At 65.0% G+C, this 16,445-nt stretch carries 12 protein-coding genes; 5 read left to right on the forward strand and 7 right to left on the reverse strand.

The window, feature by feature from the left end; all coding sequences use genetic code 11:
- Positions 1–200: 200 nt before the first annotated feature.
- Both ABWW33_RS12660 and ABWW33_RS12665 read left to right on the forward strand, forming a co-directional pair.
- The gene (locus ABWW33_RS12660) at positions 201–2,078 is read left to right on the forward strand and encodes a potassium transporter Kup (protein WP_353401908.1); all 1,878 of its coding nucleotides are present in this window, start codon (positions 201–203) and stop codon (positions 2,076–2,078) included.
- Positions 2,079–2,217: 139 nt separating this feature from the next.
- The gene (locus tag ABWW33_RS12665; protein WP_353401910.1) at positions 2,218–3,069 is read left to right on the forward strand and encodes an FKBP-type peptidyl-prolyl cis-trans isomerase; all 852 of its coding nucleotides are present in this window, start codon (positions 2,218–2,220) and stop codon (positions 3,067–3,069) included.
- A 52-nt stretch (positions 3,070–3,121) separates the two neighbouring features.
- On the opposite strand, the gene ABWW33_RS12670 is transcribed toward ABWW33_RS12665, so the two are convergent.
- From ABWW33_RS12670 to ABWW33_RS12685, 4 genes are read right to left on the reverse strand one after another with little or no spacing between them, the layout of a single operon-like run.
- On the reverse strand, positions 3,122–5,536 hold the full coding sequence (locus ABWW33_RS12670; protein WP_353401912.1) for an FtsX-like permease family protein: 2,415 nt from the start codon (positions 5,534–5,536) through the stop codon (positions 3,122–3,124).
- A gap of 13 nt (positions 5,537–5,549) precedes the next feature.
- The gene (locus tag ABWW33_RS12675; RefSeq protein ID WP_353401913.1) at positions 5,550–7,943 is read right to left on the reverse strand and encodes an ABC transporter permease; all 2,394 of its coding nucleotides are present in this window, start codon (positions 7,941–7,943) and stop codon (positions 5,550–5,552) included.
- A gap of 17 nt (positions 7,944–7,960) precedes the next feature.
- Positions 7,961–8,641 carry an ABC transporter ATP-binding protein gene (locus ABWW33_RS12680; protein WP_353401914.1) on the reverse strand — a complete coding sequence of 227 codons (681 nt, stop codon included), beginning with the start codon at positions 8,639–8,641 and terminating at the stop codon, positions 7,961–7,963.
- Positions 8,642–8,673: 32 nt separating this feature from the next.
- Positions 8,674–9,978 carry an efflux RND transporter periplasmic adaptor subunit gene (locus tag ABWW33_RS12685; RefSeq protein WP_353401915.1) on the reverse strand — a complete coding sequence of 435 codons (1,305 nt, stop codon included), beginning with the start codon at positions 9,976–9,978 and terminating at the stop codon, positions 8,674–8,676.
- A 181-nt stretch (positions 9,979–10,159) separates the two neighbouring features.
- Here ABWW33_RS12685 and ABWW33_RS12690 point away from each other — a divergent pair, with 181 nt between their 5' ends.
- Both ABWW33_RS12690 and ABWW33_RS12695 read left to right on the forward strand, forming a co-directional pair.
- Positions 10,160–11,503, forward strand: coding sequence for a sigma-54-dependent transcriptional regulator (locus tag ABWW33_RS12690; protein WP_353401917.1), 1,344 nt, complete (start codon positions 10,160–10,162; stop codon positions 11,501–11,503).
- A complete protein-coding gene (locus ABWW33_RS12695) occupies positions 11,493–12,728 on the forward strand; it encodes a sensor histidine kinase (protein WP_353401918.1) in 1,236 nt (411 codons plus the stop codon). The genes ABWW33_RS12690 and ABWW33_RS12695 overlap by 11 nt, the downstream gene beginning before the upstream one ends.
- Position 12,729: 1 nt before the next feature.
- On the opposite strand, the gene ABWW33_RS12700 is transcribed toward ABWW33_RS12695, so the two are convergent.
- The 3 genes from ABWW33_RS12700 to ABWW33_RS12710 all read right to left on the reverse strand — a co-directional run bounded on the left by ABWW33_RS12700 (position 12,730) and on the right by ABWW33_RS12710 (position 14,881).
- A complete protein-coding gene (locus ABWW33_RS12700) occupies positions 12,730–13,182 on the reverse strand; it encodes a GNAT family N-acetyltransferase (RefSeq protein WP_353401920.1) in 453 nt (150 codons plus the stop codon).
- A gap of 88 nt (positions 13,183–13,270) precedes the next feature.
- Positions 13,271–13,696, reverse strand: a complete 426-nt coding sequence (locus tag ABWW33_RS12705) for an organic hydroperoxide resistance protein (protein ID WP_176653133.1) — start codon at positions 13,694–13,696, stop codon at positions 13,271–13,273.
- Between the two features lie 231 nt (positions 13,697–13,927).
- On the reverse strand, positions 13,928–14,881 hold the full coding sequence (locus ABWW33_RS12710) for a LysR family transcriptional regulator (RefSeq protein ID WP_353401921.1): 954 nt from the start codon (positions 14,879–14,881) through the stop codon (positions 13,928–13,930).
- 120 nt (positions 14,882–15,001) lie between these two features.
- Between ABWW33_RS12710 and ABWW33_RS12715 the strand changes: the two genes are divergently transcribed.
- Complete coding sequence (locus ABWW33_RS12715; protein ID WP_353401922.1) at positions 15,002–16,441, forward strand: NAD-dependent succinate-semialdehyde dehydrogenase; 1,440 nt, start codon at positions 15,002–15,004, stop codon at positions 16,439–16,441.
- Positions 16,442–16,445: the final 4 nt, after the last annotated feature.

The following is a 16,445-nucleotide window of genomic DNA, read 5'->3' on the forward strand; positions in this document are numbered from 1 at the left end:
CAAGGTCTGCCATTATCGCTGAAATACCGCCTGGCCGCAGGCGGGGGAGCAGGTTCGGCTGCCAGACTCGCACTCCCGCCCGCACCAGCGTACACTGGCGATATTGAAATATTGGAATGCTATTCCATGCGAAAATATCCTTGCCTTTTGCAAATACTTATCCTATTGTGCAATGCACCAAAACAACAACAGGTGCAATCTTGACCGTGCAACACAAGAAAAGTAGCCTCGCCGCGCTGACGCTGGCGGCCGTGGGCATCGTCTACGGCGACATAGGTACCAGTCCCCTCTACACCCTCAAAACCATTTTCGATCCCGAGCACGGCCTGGTATTGAACGAGTTCAACCTGCTGGGCATTATTTCGCTCATTTTCTGGGGCCTGACGACGATCGTCTCGCTCAAGTACGTCAGCCTTGTGCTGCGCGCCGACAACCGCGGCGAGGGCGGCATCATGGCGCTGATGGCGCTGGCGCTCGGTTCGGTCGCCAAGAACTCGCGCTGGCACTACTGGCTGATGCTGTTGGGCGTGTTCGGCGCCACCATGTTCTACGGCGACAGCGTGATCACCCCGGCCATCTCGGTGCTGAGCGCGATCGAGGGCCTGGAAGTGGCCGCGCCGGGACTGGAACAATACGTCGTGCCGCTGACCATCGTCGTGCTGGTCACGCTGTACGCGGTGCAGCGTCACGGCACCGCCGGCATAGGCCGCTGGTTCGGACCGGTCATGGTGCTGTGGTTTGTCGCGCTGGCGGTCATGGGGCTGATCAACATCGCCGCCGCACCGCGGATCCTGTGGGCGCTCAATCCGCTGCACGCGCTACGCTTCATGCTGGAAAACCGCATGATCGCTTTCGTCGCGCTGGGCGCTGTGGTGCTGGCCTTCACCGGCGCCGAGGCGCTGTACGCGGACATGGGACACTTCGGCAAGAGGCCGATCCGCGTGGCTTGGTTCCTGATCGTGTTCCCTGCGCTGGCGGTGAACTACCTGGGCCAGGGCGCGCTGTTGCTGACCCATCCCGAGGCGATTTCCAACCCGTTCTTCCAGCAGCTGGGCGCGTGGAGCGTCTATCCGCTGGTGGTGCTGTCGACGCTGGCCACGGTGATCGCCTCGCAGGCGACCATTTCCGGCACCTTCTCGATGACCAAGCAAGCCATCGCGCTGGGCCTGCTGCCGCGCATGCGCGTGATGCATACGTCGGCCAGCGAGATCGGCCAGATCTACATCCCGGCCGTCAACTGGCTGCAGTTGTCGGTTGTGCTGCTGGCGGTGATCGGCTTCGGCTCGTCCGACAAGCTGGCCGGCGCCTACGGCATCGCGGTGACCGCCACCATGCTGGCGACCACCTTCCTGACCTTCTTCGTGATCCGCTTCCGCTGGCACTTGCCGCTGTGGCTGAGCTTTGCATCGACCGGCTTCTTCATCGTCATCGACATCCTGCTGTTCTCGGCCTGTACGCTCAAGCTGTTCCACGGCGGCTGGTTCCCGCTGCTACTGGCGATCATCCTGTTCACGGTCATGCTGACCTGGAAGCGCGGCCGCGAGCTGGTGTTCCAGAACCTGCAGAAGCACGCGATTCCGCTGGAGGACTTCCTGTCGTCGCTGTTCGTGGCGCCGCCGACGCGGGTCTACGGCACCGCTATCTTCCTGCGCGGAGAAAGCGACGGCGTGCCGCACGCGCTGCTGCACAACCTGTCGCACAACAAGGTGTTGCACGAGCGCGTAGTGTTCTTCACCGTACACGTGGTCGAGGAACCGTTTGTCGCCGAGGCCGAGCAGGTCAAGGTGACGGACCTGGGTCACCAGTGCTACCAGCTCAACGTCTACTACGGCTTCAAGGACGAACCGGACATTCCGCGGGTGCTGGCGCTGTGCGAGTGCATCGGCCTGCCGTTCGAAATGATGGAGACCTCGTTCTTCATCGCCCGCCAGACGGTGATCTCGACCCCGGGCGCCGGTATGGCGACCTGGCGCGAGCACCTGTTCGTGACGATGTCGCGCAACGCGCGCGGCGCCGCCGACTACTACCAGATTCCCACCAACCGTGTCATTGAATTAGGCACGCAAGTGGAAATTTAAGCACACAAACGGTGCTAAAAGATGTAACCGAATGTAGTGCCCGGAGCGGAAGCGGCGCGGTCTGCTAAACTTCTGCTCCGACATGCCCGCATCCGTGCGGCGCAAGCGTACGAATACGAACATTCCATCAAAGGTAATCATGAAATCGATGTTTCAAATTATTGCTGCCGTCGTCTGCGCAGCGGCCCTGGCGGCCTGCGGCGGCGGCGGCTCGAAGACCCCGGCCGTCGTGGTGGTGGCGCAGCCGACCTACAAAGTGACTGAAACCGTGGTCGGTACCGGCCTGACGGCGGAAACCGGCGACCTGGTGGTGATCAACTTCGTCGGCTACCTGTACGACTCGACCAAGGCCGACGGCAAGGGCGCCAAGGTGGAAAGCTCGGTCGATACCGGCAAGACCGCGGCCCCGTTCACCATCGGCGTCGGCGCCGTGGTCACCGGCTGGGACCAATCCATCCTGGGCATGAAAGTGGGCGGCAAGCGCACCGCGATCCTGCCGGCCAACCTGGCCTACGGCGCCGTCGCGCACACCGCGCTGCCTGCGATCGGCAATATCACCTACGCCGCGATTCCCGCGAACTCGCCGCTGGTCTACGACTTTGAACTGGTCGACGTGACCAAGGCGGTGATCCCGGTTGTCGTGCCGCCGCCGACCACGCTGAAAATCGTTGACACGCTGGTTGGCAGCGGCGCTGCCGCCGCCAACGGCAAAACGCTGAGCGTCAATTACTCGCTGTATGTCTACGACGGCACCCGTGCCGACTTCCGTGGTCCGGTGGTGCAAACCACCGTCGGCACCACGCCGTTCAGCTTCCAGCTGGGCGCCGGCAAGGTCATCGCCGGTTGGGAGCAGGGCGTGCCTGGCATGCTGGTTGGCGGCAAGCGCACGCTGACCGTTCCACCTAGCCTGGGCTACGGCACGACCGCGCAGTCCGGCATCCCGGCCAACTCGACGCTGATCTTCGATATCGAACTGCTGTCCGTGCAATAAGGCGCGGTTCGGCAAGCAAAAAGGCAGCCTGTGTGGCTGCCTTTTTTTTCGGCTAGTCGCGCAGCGCCTCTGCGGGCGCGATGCGCATCGCCGCCAGCGTGTGGCGGGCGGTGGCCGCCGCCACGATCAGCGCCGCAAACGCCAGCGCCGCCACCGGCGCCCAATCGCCCAGCGGCGTGTGCTCGGCAAACCCGGACAGATAGCGGGCAATGCCCAGCCAGGCCAGCGGCAATCCCATCGCCGCCGCCACCGCCGTCAGCAGCACGAACTCGCGGCCGACCAGCGCCGCGATCGCCCTGCGGCCGGCGCCGTGCAGCTTGCGCAGCACAATCTCCCGCGCGCGCCGCTGCACGCTGTGGGCGGCCAGCACGTAGATGCCGAACGCCGCCAGCGCGAATACCACGGCCGTGGCGCAAGCCAGCAGGCGGGCCAGGCGCACGTCGTCCGCATAGGCCCGCTTGTAGTAGCTGGCGGCGCCGCGCATCACCAGTTCGCGGTCCGGATAGTAGCGGCTCCACGCGGCGGCGATGTTCTGTTCCAGCGTGGCCGGCGCACCGGCGCGCATGCGCACGGTCAGCATCCGGCCGCCGCGCGCCAGGTCGTAGATGGTCGGCCGCACCGGGTCGCGCAGCGTCTCCCAGCGCAGGTCCGGCGCGATGCCTACGATGCGCTGCCGCGTGCCGTTGATGCGCTGGCCCAGCGCCTGCTGCGCCGACTGCCAGCCCAGCGCGCGTAGCGCAGCCATGTTGACCAGCACGTTCTGCTCGCCATCGTCCACCAGCCGGTCCATCGAGGGATCGAAGATGCGGCCGGCAACGGCCGGCAAGCCGTAGACGCGGAAGAAGTCCGGTCCGACCATCTGCACCGCCATTGCCACCTCGCTGCCGTCGAGACGCTTGACGTTCTCGCTGCCGCGCGTGCCGGTGCCGTTGTCGCGTCCTGGTACCTCCTGGCTGTCCGCCGTGCTCTCGACACCGGGCAGCTGCGCCACCGCATCGCGGAAGGCCGCTGCCGTCGGTGCGGTTGCGCTTTCGGGCAGTTCCACCACCAGCAGCGGCGCCGTATCGAAGCCCGGCGGGGCCGACGCGGCGAACTGCGTCTGCCACAGGATCGCCAGCGCCATGCCCCCCATGCCCATGGCGGCGCCGAACTGCACGGCCGTCAGCACCCGCCGCATCCACGCACCGCCGGCGGTTTCGCCGCTGCGCTGGGCCAGTGTCTCGTTCATGTCGATGCCGCGCGCCAGCCAGCCGGGGTAGGCGCCAGCTGCCGCGCCGACCAGCACGCCGAACAGCAGGCAGGCACCGATGGCCGGCGGCGTGAACATGCCGCCCAGCCGCCGCTCCAGCAGGTCGGACGCCAGCGGCAGCAGCAGCCACGCCAGCAGCACCCCCAGCAAGGCGGCGAGCAGAGACAGCAGCGTCGATTCGGTCATGAACTGCGTCAGCAGCTGGCGCGTGGTGGCGCCGAGCACGCGGCGCACGGCGATCTCGCGCCGGCGCTGCAAGGTGCGCACCGTCGCCAGGTTGACGTAGTTGACCACCGCGAGGAACAGGATCAGCAACCCGACCGCGCCGAGCGCCAGCACCATGCGCTTGTCGCCGCGCGGACCGGTGCCCATGGTGTTGGCGACGGTGCGGTCGAAGTAGGCCTCCGCCAGCGGACCGAGTCCGATATCGACCATCTTGCGCCCGCCCAGGGCCGTCTTCATTTCCGGCGTCGCCATGTTGTCCCATGGCGCGCGGTCGACGGCGTCCTGCAGCACGGCCTGCAGCGCCTGTGCGCTGACGCCGGCGCCGGTCTTGACGTAGATGCGGCCGCCGATACCCATCCAGTTGGCCAGCGCCTCGCGGCGTTCCTGCTCCGGCCACAGCGCGCTGCCGACGCCGACCAGCGCGCGGAACTGTATGGTGCTGTTGGCCGGCCGGTCCGCCAGCACGGCGCGTACCTGCAGCAGCTGGCTATTGATGGTGATGCTCCGTCCCAGCGGCAGGGCGCTGCCGAACAGGCGCAGCGCCTCATGCTGCGTGACGGCCAGTCCATCGGGTTGCGTCAGTGCCTGCTGCAGATCGCCGGCCAGGGCCTGCAATCCGGCGATGCGCTGGAATGCGGGATCCACGGCCGTCACTTGCAGCAGCTGTGGGCGGCCTTGCAGCTGCAGCGTCGCCTCGCGCGGCCACCATGCGCTGGTTTCCAGCTGCAGGCCGCTGCGCATCGCCACCTCGCGCAGGGCGAACGGCGTGTATTCCATCCACTGCGGCTGCGGGATGAAATTCAGCCGGTGCTTGATGACGAAGACGCGTTCGCGCTCCGGCACGTCGCTGTCGTAGCTGAACGAATAGTGGACGAATCCCAGCAGCAGGAAACAGATGGCGAAACCGGTCGCCAGCCCCAGTATCTCCACGGCGGAGTGCCAGGGCTGGCGCAGCAGCAGGCGCCAGCCGATGCGAAAATCTCGTAGTGTCATGGTCGTTCTCCTGTTAGTCGCGCAGCGCCAGGGCCGGCGACATGCGCAAAGCGGTCAACGTGTGGCGAGTGGTCGCCAGCAGCGCCACCAGCGCGGCCAGCAGCAGCGCCGCCGCCAGCGTCCAGCCGCCGACAGGCGCGCGATCCGTATAGCTGGCCAGGTAGCGCTGTATCGCCACCGCCGCCAGGGGCAGGCCGACCAGCGCACCGGCGGCGACCAGCGTCGAGAATTCGCGGCCCATCATCAGCGCGATGTCGATGCGGCCCGCGCCGTGCAGCTTGCGCATGACGATCTCGCGCCGGCTGCGCTGCACGCTGTAGGCCGACAGCACGTAGATGCCGAAGGCCGCCAGCGCGATCGCCGTCAGGCTGGTCACCGCGAGGATGCGCGTCAGCCGTGCATCGGTAACATAGCGTTCGGCCAGCACCGATTGCTGCGTCTTCATTTCCATGATCGCATTGGGGAACTGCCGGCGCCACAGCGGTTCGATTTCGCTGAAGGCGGTATCCAGGCTGTCGCTGGTGCGGATCGCCAGCACCGAGGCTGGACGGCTGCGGTACAAAATGGCCTTGGACGGATTGCGCAAGCCATGGAAGCGGATGTCCGGCGCGATACCGACGATCTGCGCGCCGCCCGGCAGCACCTGGCCGACCGCGGCTTGCGGCGTCGCATAGCCCAGCGCCAGGGCGGCCGCCGCGTTGACGACCACGCCGTCGAGATCCTTGTCGTCGTTCGGATCGTGGGCGGGATTGAACAGCCTTCCGTATTCGGCGTGCAGGCGGTTGACGTCGAACCAGTTGGGGCTGACGAATTTGGCTTCCAGCGGAATCTCGTTGCCGTCCTTGGTGGCGATGGTGTTGATGAGCTTCATGCCGTCGCGGCCGACCGCCTCCGAGATGGCGGACACACCTTCCACGCGCGGCATGCGCTTCAACTGCTCGATGAACGCGGCTGCCGCAGGCCTGCCCACTTCGTCTCCCGGCAGGTCCAGCACCAGCAGGTTGGCGGGATCGAAGCCGGGCGATGCGTGGCTGGCGAAATAGGTCTGCCAACTGACCGCCAATGCGGTGGCGCTGAGCGCCATCGCACTGGAGAACTGCAGCACGGTCAGCACGCGCCGCACCCACAGGCCGGCGGCGGTTTCGCTGTTGCCGCGTCCCGCCAGCGCGGGGCCGGGCAGCGCGAGTTGCGCCAGCCAGGCGGGATAGGCCCCGGCCAGCACGCCGATCAGCAGACCGAAGGCCAGCGCCATCGCGCAGCGCAGCGGCGTGAACATGCCGGTCAACGGACGATTGACCAGGTCGGAGAACACCGGCAGCAGCAGCCACGCCAGCATCAGGCCGGCGACCGCCGACAGCAGCGTGGTGAGCGCGGCCTCGCTGAGGAATTGCCGCGCCAGCCGCGGTGCGCTTGCACCCAGCAGCTTGCGGATGCCGATCTCGCGCTGGCGGCGCAAGGTGCGCACCGTCGCCAGGTTGATGTAGTTGATCGCAGCCAGCAGCAGGATCAACAGGCCGCCGGCCGCCAGTCCGAACACGCTGCTGCGCTGGCCGTGCTGCTCGGCGGCGCGGCTGTTGAGCAGGTCCTCGTCGAAATAAGCATCGCGCAGCGGCAGCAGCGCGACGTCGGCGACGTTGCGACCGTTCAGGCCTTTGCCCATCGGACCGTTCTTCACGCGCTGGTTCAGCGGCGACTTCTCGCTGGCTTCCTGCAGCAGCGCCGCCAGCGTCGACATCGAGGCGCCGGGCTTCAGCTTCATGTAGACCACGCCGCGCCCCCATTTGCTGATCGCGGTCTCGCGTTCCTGCCATGCGCTGCTGCCGGTGCCGATCAACGCTTCATACAGCTGGCTGCTGTTGGCCGGCGGGTCGGCCAGCAGTGCCCGTACTTGCAGCACGGTGCCGTCGATCTTGACGGTCTGGCCCAGGACCGGGCCGTTGCCGAACAGCTTCTGCGCACCGGCCCTGGTCAGTGCGATACCGTCCGGCTGCGTCAGCGCCGCGTTCAAGTCGCCGTCCAGCGTGGCGACACCGAACATGGTGCGGAACGCCGGGTCGACCACCTGCAGGTTCACCGCAAGCAGCGCGTTGCCGGCGCGCAGGGGAGTGTCGATCGGCTTGGCGATGCTGGCCTCCGCCACCATGCCGCTGGCCAGCGCGACGTCGCGCAGCGGCAGGAAGGCCCAAGCCTGCCATTCGGGACGCGGAAATACGTTGATGCGCTGCTTGACCACGACCACGCGGTCGTTGTCAGGCACGCTGCTGTCGTAGTTCAGACAGAACTCGACAAAGCCGAACAGCAGGAAGCAGGCGGCAAAGCCGACGGAGAGGCCACCGATCACCACGGCCGAGTAGGCCGGCTGCTGCAACAGCAAGCGCCAGCCGATGCGAAAATCGCGCAGGTTCATCTGGGTGATCCTGTCGCTTAAGCAGCTTGCAGGGCGTCGACCATGATGCGGCCGTCGAGCAAATTCAATGTGCGCGAGGCTTGCGCCGCGTGGTCCGGCGAGTGCGTGACCATGACCACGGTGGTGCCTTCCGCGTTGATCTCGCGCAGCAGGCGCATGACTTCGTCGCCGTGCGCGGAATCGAGGTTACCGGTCGGTTCATCGGCCAGCAGCACGGCGGGGCCGGCCACCAGAGCGCGCGCGATCGCGACGCGCTGCTGCTGGCCGCCGGACAGCTGCGAGGGGCGGTGCGCCGCGCGGTGGCCGACACCCAGCTTGTTGAGCATCGCGGTGACGCGCTCGCGCCGTTCGCGCGCCGGCGTGCCGTTGTATTCCAGCGCCAGTTCGACGTTCTCGAATACCGTCAGCTCTTCGATCAGATTGAAACTCTGGAAGATGAAGCCGATGCGGCCGCGCCGCAGCTGGTTCAGCTTCGATTCGCTCCAGCCGGCCACGTTCTGCCCCTCGAACCAGTACTCGCCGTGGTTGGGCACGTCCAGCAGGCCCAGTATGCCCAGCATGGTCGACTTGCCGCAGCCGGACGGCCCGGTGATGGCGACGTATTCGCCCGCTTCGATTTCGAGGTCGATGCGGTCCAGGGCGGTGGTCTGGATTTCTCCGGCCTGGTGGATCTTGCTGATGCAGACGAGTTTGAGCATATGCGTTTGCCTTTGATGGTGGTGATGAGAATTTACTGCGTAATTTGCAGTCTGGGTGAATTTCCGTATGCGGCGTAGCTGGACAGGATCACCCTGTCGCCGGCGGCCAGGCCTTCCAGCACTTCGATCTGACTGTTGTTGCGGCGGCCGATGCGCACCGGACGGCGCTGCGCCAGACGGCCTGCCGCATCCAGCACGTAGACCCAGGCGCCGCCGCTGTCGTTGATGAAGGCGCCGTTCGGCAGCAGCAGCGCCTTGGCCGGCTCGCCCAGCGTGATACGCGCGTCCAGGCTCTGGCCGGGGTTCAGCACCGGCGGCTGGCCGGCCGTGAACACCAGTTCGACCATGAAACGGCCTTCCTTGATTTGCGGGTAGATGGCGCTGATGTCGGCCGCGTAGCTGCGCTGATCCTGCTGCACACTGCCGTGGCGGCCGACGGCCATGCGGTTCAGGTAGTACTCGTCGACGCTGGCCGAGAGCTTGAAGCGGGTGGGATCGTCGATACGGCCGATGTTTTTGCCGGTGGCGATCGACTCGCCGACCTGCAGGCGGAAGTTGGTCAGCCGTCCCTCGACCGGCGCGCGCACGGCCAGCGCCTCGACGGTGGCGGAGACCAGCTTGAGCCCGTTGTTCAGGCCATCGATCGAGGTTTCCAGCTGCTGCGCCGCGCTGCGGCGCACGTTGGCTTCGGTGCCGGAGGCGCGCTCCTCCTGCGCCAGCAGGCGTTGCTGCTGTTCGACCTTGTCGGCCGATTCCTCCAGCGCGACGGCGGAGATGAAGCCTTGCGCGGCCAGCCGTTTGTTGCGCTCATGCTGCTTGCGTGCCTGGTCCAGCGCGTACTGCAAATCTTCGTGGCGGCGGAGATGGTCGCTGGCGCTGGCCTCCTGCGACACCCGCAGGTTGGACAGGTTGAAGATGCTGATCGCGTGCTCCGACTGGCGCGCCAGCAGTTCCAGGTTGCGTTGCGGGTTGGAGATGCGGAACAGCAGCTGGCCTTTCTTCACCAGCGTGCCGTCGGTGGCGAAGACTTCCTCGACCCGGCCCGACTCGACCGAATCGAGTATCACCGAGTTGAGCGGCTCGGCGCTGGCCCGCACGACGATTTCGTCGACGAAGATGCCCGGTGCCGCCTGGCCCACGCGCAGCTCGGCGCCTTCCACCTGCAGGCCGCGCGGCATCAACGACCACAAGGCATAGCCGCCGGCCGCGATGGCCAGCGTTGCGGCGATTGCGATGGCGGCTGTCTTGCCGCGCCGGCGGGGCACGACGATATCCATCGCAGCGCCGCTGGATGGCAGGTTGGGAACCGGACCGCTGATATTTTTTTTGATGTGCATGCGGGCCATACTGCAAAGCCCGTGCCATGGCTGAAACGCGCTATGCGATGCGGTTTTGGCGCGTTATGTCTGCGTAGTGTTCATTTCCGAACACCGGCCGCTGTCCGGAAGTGGACAGCGCCGCGCCGTGAGCGCGGATGGGTCGTTTACAGCGGGCCGGCGGCTGATAGAATGACTTCCCATGTCCGCCTACATCCTGATACTTGACGATGACCCCGATGTCGCCACCGCCGCGCAATTGCTGCTGCGCCGGCGCTACGGCAAAGTCGCGACCTTGTGCGATCCGGCCGGCTTGCCGGCCTTGCTGGCCCAGGGGGTGCCGGATGTGGTGCTGCTGGACCTGAACTTCACGCCCGGCTTCATCGACGGCGCCGAAGGACTGGCGCTGCTGGACGTATTGCGCGCGCAATCGCAGCCGCCTTCGGTGATCGCCATGACCGCCTATGCCGACGTGCCGCTGGCGGTGGAAGCGCTGAAGCGCGGCGCCGGCGACTTCATCACCAAGCCCTGGGACAATGCGCGGCTGGTGGCGGCGATCGACCAGGCGCTGGCGCGGCGGGCGGCATTGCGCGGGCCGTCTGCATCGGCGCCGGATTTGATGGGCGAGTCGACCGCGATGCGCGAGTTGAAGGCCTTGATCGCCAGCGTGGCGCCGACCGAGGCGAACGTGATGGTGCTGGGCGAGAACGGCGTCGGCAAGGAATTGGTGGCGCGCGCGATTCATGCGATGTCGCGGCGCTCGGCGGGCACCTTGCTGGCGGTCGACATGGGCGCGTTGCCGGAATCGACGTTCGAGAGCGAGTTGTTCGGGCATCGCAAAGGATCGTTCACCGATGCCAAGGCCGACAGGGCGGGGCGCTTCCAGGCCGCGCGCGGCGGTTCGTTGTTTTTGGATGAAATCGGCAATATGCCGCTGGCTGCGCAGGCCAAGCTGCTGACGGCGCTGGAGCGGCGCGAGGTGACGCCGATCGGCGCCGACAAGCCGGAAGCGATCGATGTGCGCATCGTCAGCGCGACAAACCTGGACGAGGCGCGCTTGTTCGATCCTGCGGTGTTCCGGCCGGACTTGTTGTTCCGCTTGAATACCATCGTGATCCGTGTGCCGCCCTTGCGCGCGCGGCGGGAGGACATTCCGCTGCTGCTGGAGCATTACCTGAAACAGTACGAACTACAGTACCAGCGGCCGGCGCGCAATGTCAACGCGGTTGCGCTGGAAGGACTGGTGGCACATGAATGGCCGGGCAATGTGCGCGCGCTGCGGCATGCCTGCGAACGCGCCGTCATCCTCGGGCAGGGCGCGGAATATGGTTTGGCCGATTTCGGCATGGCCGCCGCTGCCCCCGTCGCCGCCTCGATCCCTGTGGCCCCGGACGCCATCTCCAATGACATGACACTCGACGCACTGGAGCGCGACGCCATCGCGGCCACGCTGGCGCAATTCAACGGCAACATCAGCCACGCCGCCAAGACGCTGGGCATCAGCCGCGCCGCGCTGTACCGCAAGCTTGGCAAGCATGGCATCTGAGCGCACCCTCAAGTTCGGCGCGGCCGCCAGTGTCGCCGCATTGATGGCGTTGACGGCCGCCGCCGACATGCTGGCCGCCGCGCCCGAGCCGCGCCGCATCGTATTGTGCTGCCTGCTGGCCTTCATTCCTGCGGCCACGCTCTGGCAATGCCTGCGCCGCTTGGCTCCGCGCATGCCGCGTATGGAGCGGAGCGATAGCGCCTTCGAAGTCCGCAGCTCCGCCGAAGCCGACACCATCCTCAATCTGGAAGCCCGCCTTGAACACGCGCCCATCGCGCTGTTCCGCATCCAGAACGCCTCCGGCCCCGGCGCCGTCGCTCCGCTGAACGCCAGTGCGCGCAGATTGCTCGCCCCCGGCCGCGCCAGTGCACCGCAGGATCTGCAACTGCTGCTGGCGGCACAAGCGGCCGGTCAACGCCAACTGGTCAGCTTCGACACCGAGCGCGGCGTGGAGCGCGCACTGGTCGCCGTCGCCGCATTGACGATGCAAGGCTCGGCCCAGCGCCTTGCCGCGATGATGCCGGTGGAAAGCGAACTCGAAGCCGAAGCCCTGAACGCCTGGCGCGAACTGGTGCAGGTGCTGACGCACGAAATCATGAATTCCCTGACGCCGGTCGCCTCGCTGTCGCGCACCGCCTGCGGGCTGCTGGAAGAAGTCGGCGCCGGCCTGCCGGCCGACATCCATGCCGACCTGGGTACCGCGCTGGACGCGATCTCGCGCCGCGCCGCCAGCCTGGTCGACTTTGTCGGCAGCTACCGCAGCCTGTCGACCGTGCCGCAGGCGCAGCCGCAGCGCGTGCTGCTGGAGGAATTGTTCGAGCGCTTGAATATGCTGCTGATGCCGCAATGGCAGGCCGCCGGAGGACGCGTGACGTTTTCGGTGGAGCCGGCCTCGCTGGCAGTGATGATCGATCCCGGCCAGCTGGAGCAGGCATTGATCAACCTGTTGAAGAACGCCGCCGAGGCGATCACCGGCAAATCGCCGGAAGCCCAGGTGCGCGCAAGACTGAGCCGGGGCGGACGCCTGCGCATCGAAGTCTCCGACAACGGCCCCGGCGTGCCGGAGGCGCTGGCCGCGCACATCTTCACGCCGTTCTTCTCTACCAAGAAGCAGGGCAGGGGCATCGGCCTGGCGATGGTGCGCCACCTGGTGCACGCCAACGGCGGCACGGTGCGCTACGCGCGCTCGATCAGCAGCGGCGCGCGCTTCATGCTGACGTTCTAGATCAGCGGACCATGTCGATGTGCATGATGCCGTCTTCGTCGTACGGCTCGGTCACCGTCTTGAAGCCGAAGCTGCCATAGAATTTTTCCAGGTGCGCCTGCGCGCCGATGCGGAAGCCATGGCCTGGATGCAGCGCCTCGGCCAGCGGGATCGCCTTGGCCAGCAGCTCGCGGCCGATGCCGCTGCCGCGCGCGGCCTGCGTGGTCAGCACGCGGCCCAGCGACATCTCGTCGTACTTCAGCCCCGGCGGCACGCAGCGCAGGTAGGCCACCAGCGTGCGCTTGCCCTCGATCTCGCGCCAGGCCATCAGGTGATGGCACTGCGGATCGCAGCCGTCGATGTCGGGATACAGACAGGTTTGCTCGAGGATGAACACCTGCTGGCGCTGCAGCAGTACTTCATACCAGTCGGCGCGGGGGATGTCGTCAAAAGCCAGCCATTGCCACTCAATCATTGCGTATCTCGGTTAGGAACGGGAACGATGATTGTATGTGAAAAAGCCGGCGCCTTTGAAGGGCGCCGGCTTCCGGAGGCTGACTCGATTAAACGATGGTCAGGGTCACGTCGATGTTGCCGCGGGTGGCGTTCGAGTAAGGGCAGACGATGTGGGCTGCGGCGACCAGTTTCTCGGCTTCTGCGCGGTCCAGGCCTGGCAGCGAGATTTTCAGTTCGACTTCGATGCCGAAACCGGTAGGGATCGCGCCGATGCCGACGGTGCCTTCGACCGATACGTCTGCCGGTACGGCGATCTTGTCGCGGCCGCCGACGAATTTCATCGCGCCCAGGAAGCAAGCCGAGTAGCCGGCGGCAAACAGTTGTTCAGGGTTGGTGCCCACGGCGCCGGCGCCGCCCAGTTCTTTCGGGGTCGTCAGTTTGACGTCCAGCACGTTGTCGGAGGAAACGGCACGGCCTTCGCGGCCACCGGTTGCTTTTGCGTTTGCGCGGTACAGAACTTGTTGGATCGACATGATGATTTCCTTTTTAGTGAGTTGGACTACATAAGTTAGGTAGCTATCTAATCGCTTACTACCTACATGACGGCATAGCTAGCTTGCTAATTTACTTCTGTTCGGCGTTGTTTGCAGCGCCCATGTACACACTATAGATCGTGCACTACATAATAGCAAGCGATTTTTAAAAATATTTTCGCTTGCCTTATTATTGCGTTTTTATACAGCCTCGGCCGGAAGCGGACTTGTTCAGCCCGCGACGTCCTCGTCGTCTGATACTTTCGCGTTCAGCGCCCAGCCCGGCGGATAGCCAATGTACGCCCGTAGCGTATCCAGGAGAACCGTGACGCGGGCCGGCGGCTGTCTCAATGCGCGTAGCGCATGAATTCCTGTACATGCATGCGGTTGCGCTGACCATTCAGGAAAGAGCTGCAAAAGATGGCCGTCTTTGACATCAGACCCGACCACCCAGTCTGGAAGATAACCAATCCCTAGTCCCTCCCTCGCTGCGAGGCGCATTGCCTCAAAATCGTCACAGGCAAACACAGGTTGCGAGCTGACTGCGCGAGTTGGCTGACCAAGCACATCAGCCCATCCCAGCAAGTCCGCACCATGCAGCTTATCGATTAAGCGATGTGATGCCAGGTCTGGGAGTCTGGTCGGGCTGCCCGCTTGCGCGAGATAGGCTGGACTTGCGCACAGAATGCGGGTCTGCGTCGCAATGCGGGTTCCAATAAGAGTGCTGTCAGCCATATCGCCGATTCGAATAACCAAGTCCAGACGCTCGGCTACCGGATCAGCAAGCCTTTCGGTGAGGTCCAATTCCAACCGTAAATCAGGATACTTACGGGCCAGCTCCCCCATGACTGGCATGACATAGCGCTTGCCAAACGTCGGGAAGCAGGCCACCCGCAGGGTGCCGGTCACTGCTCCCTTCATCGATGCCAATTCCTGCTGAGCGTCTTCCAGTGAGTCAAGGATTTGCCTGGCCCGGACCAATAGCGCCTCGCCCGCATCGGTAAGTGTCAACAGTCGTGTGGAACGCAAGAACAAGGGGGTATCGAGGTACTCCTCGAGCGTATCAATCTGGCGTCCGATGGACGAGGGCGTGCGTCCACGGCGACGGCCAGCCCCGGAAAAGCTTCCTTCCCGTGCCACATCGGCGAAGACTCCCAGAAATTCCGCAAATTTTTCTGACTGCATTTGTGCATTCCTTGCATAGCCATTGTGGGCGAGAGTCATCTTATCAGCAGCCCCCCGCGGTTTTAATCTTCTTCCTACGGCAAGCCCACATGCTACCGAATTCAACCAAGGAAGATAATCATGCAAAAGTATAAGTACGACCAGCTCTATCTGTTCATCAACGGCGTCTGGTTGGAGGCTGGCAACCGCGACACCTCCGCTGTCATCAACCCGGCAACCGGTACGACACTGGGCCGCCTTCCGCTGGCCACCGCCGCAGACCTGGACCAAGCGCTGGATACAGCCAAAGGCGCTTTTGAAATATGGCGGCATGTGGTACCAGCCGAACGCGCCCACATCCTGAGAAACGCAGCAGGACTGATGCGCGAACGCGCTGAGCACATTGCCACGCTGATGACACTGGAAGAAGGCAAGCCCCTGAGCGAGAGTCGTGATGAAGTATTGCGTGCCGCGGAATACTTCGAATGGTTCTCCGAGGAAGCGCGCCGTATCGATGGTCGCGTGGTTCCCGCCAATCGCCCTGGCGTTCAGCAACTGGTGAAGCGTCAGGCTATCGGTCCAGTGGCTGCTTTTACGCCTTGGAACTTCCCTGCCATTACCCCTGCGCGCAAGCTGTCGGCAGCTTTGGCTGCCGGCTGCAGCGTCATCCTGAAACCAGGCGAAGAAAGCCCCGCGACGGCCTTGGCCCTGGCCCGCTGCCTGGATGACGCCGGTTTGCCTAAAGGCGTGCTGCAAATCGTCTTCGGCGTGCCGGACATGGTCTCGGGGCAGCTGATTGCCTCACCGGTTATCCGCAAGGTCGCCTTCACTGGCTCCGTACCTGTGGGGCGCCTGCTGTCCGAGCGTGCTGCTGCCGGCGTCAAGCCAATCACGCTGGAGTTGGGCGGACACGGCCCGGTGTTGGTATTTGAGGATGCCGATATCGACGCCGCCGCTGCGGGCGGCGCCGCCAACCGCTTTCGTGGCACCGGCCAAATCTGCATTTCGTCGACCCGGTTCCTGATTCAGCGCGCCGCTTATGCTCGCTTCGAGGAGCGCTTCGTCGCAGCAACGCAGAGGCTGGCCATCGGTGATGGCATGGATAGCGGCATACAAGTGGGCCCACTGGCCAATCCGCGCCAACTGGCCAAGATGGAATCGCTGGTTGCCGACGCAGTAGAGCAAGGCGCCAGGGTATTGACCGGGGGAAAGCGTATCGACCGTCCGGGCTATTTCTTCGAACCGACCGTGCTGGCCGACGTGCCGATGAGCGCTCGCATCATGCATGAAGAGCCGTTCGGCCCCATCGCCGTATTACGCGCCTTCGATACGCTGGAAGACGGCCTGGCGGAAGCTAACCGCCTGCCTTATGCGCTGTCTGCCTATGCCTTCACCCGCGACGCACGCACGGCCATTGACGTCGGTGATGGTCTTGAGGCTGGAATGATTGGCATCAATCAGTACCGCATCATCGCCACCGAATTGCCATTCGGCGGCATGAAGGAAAGCGGACATGGCTCAGAAGGCGGTACTGAAGGCATAGGCCACTACCTGACTAACAAATTCATCAGCCAAGCCTGATTCA

This window comes from Duganella hordei (genome assembly GCF_040369125.1).
In the GTDB taxonomy this organism is placed as follows: domain Bacteria; phylum Pseudomonadota; class Gammaproteobacteria; order Burkholderiales; family Burkholderiaceae_D; genus Rugamonas; species Rugamonas hordei.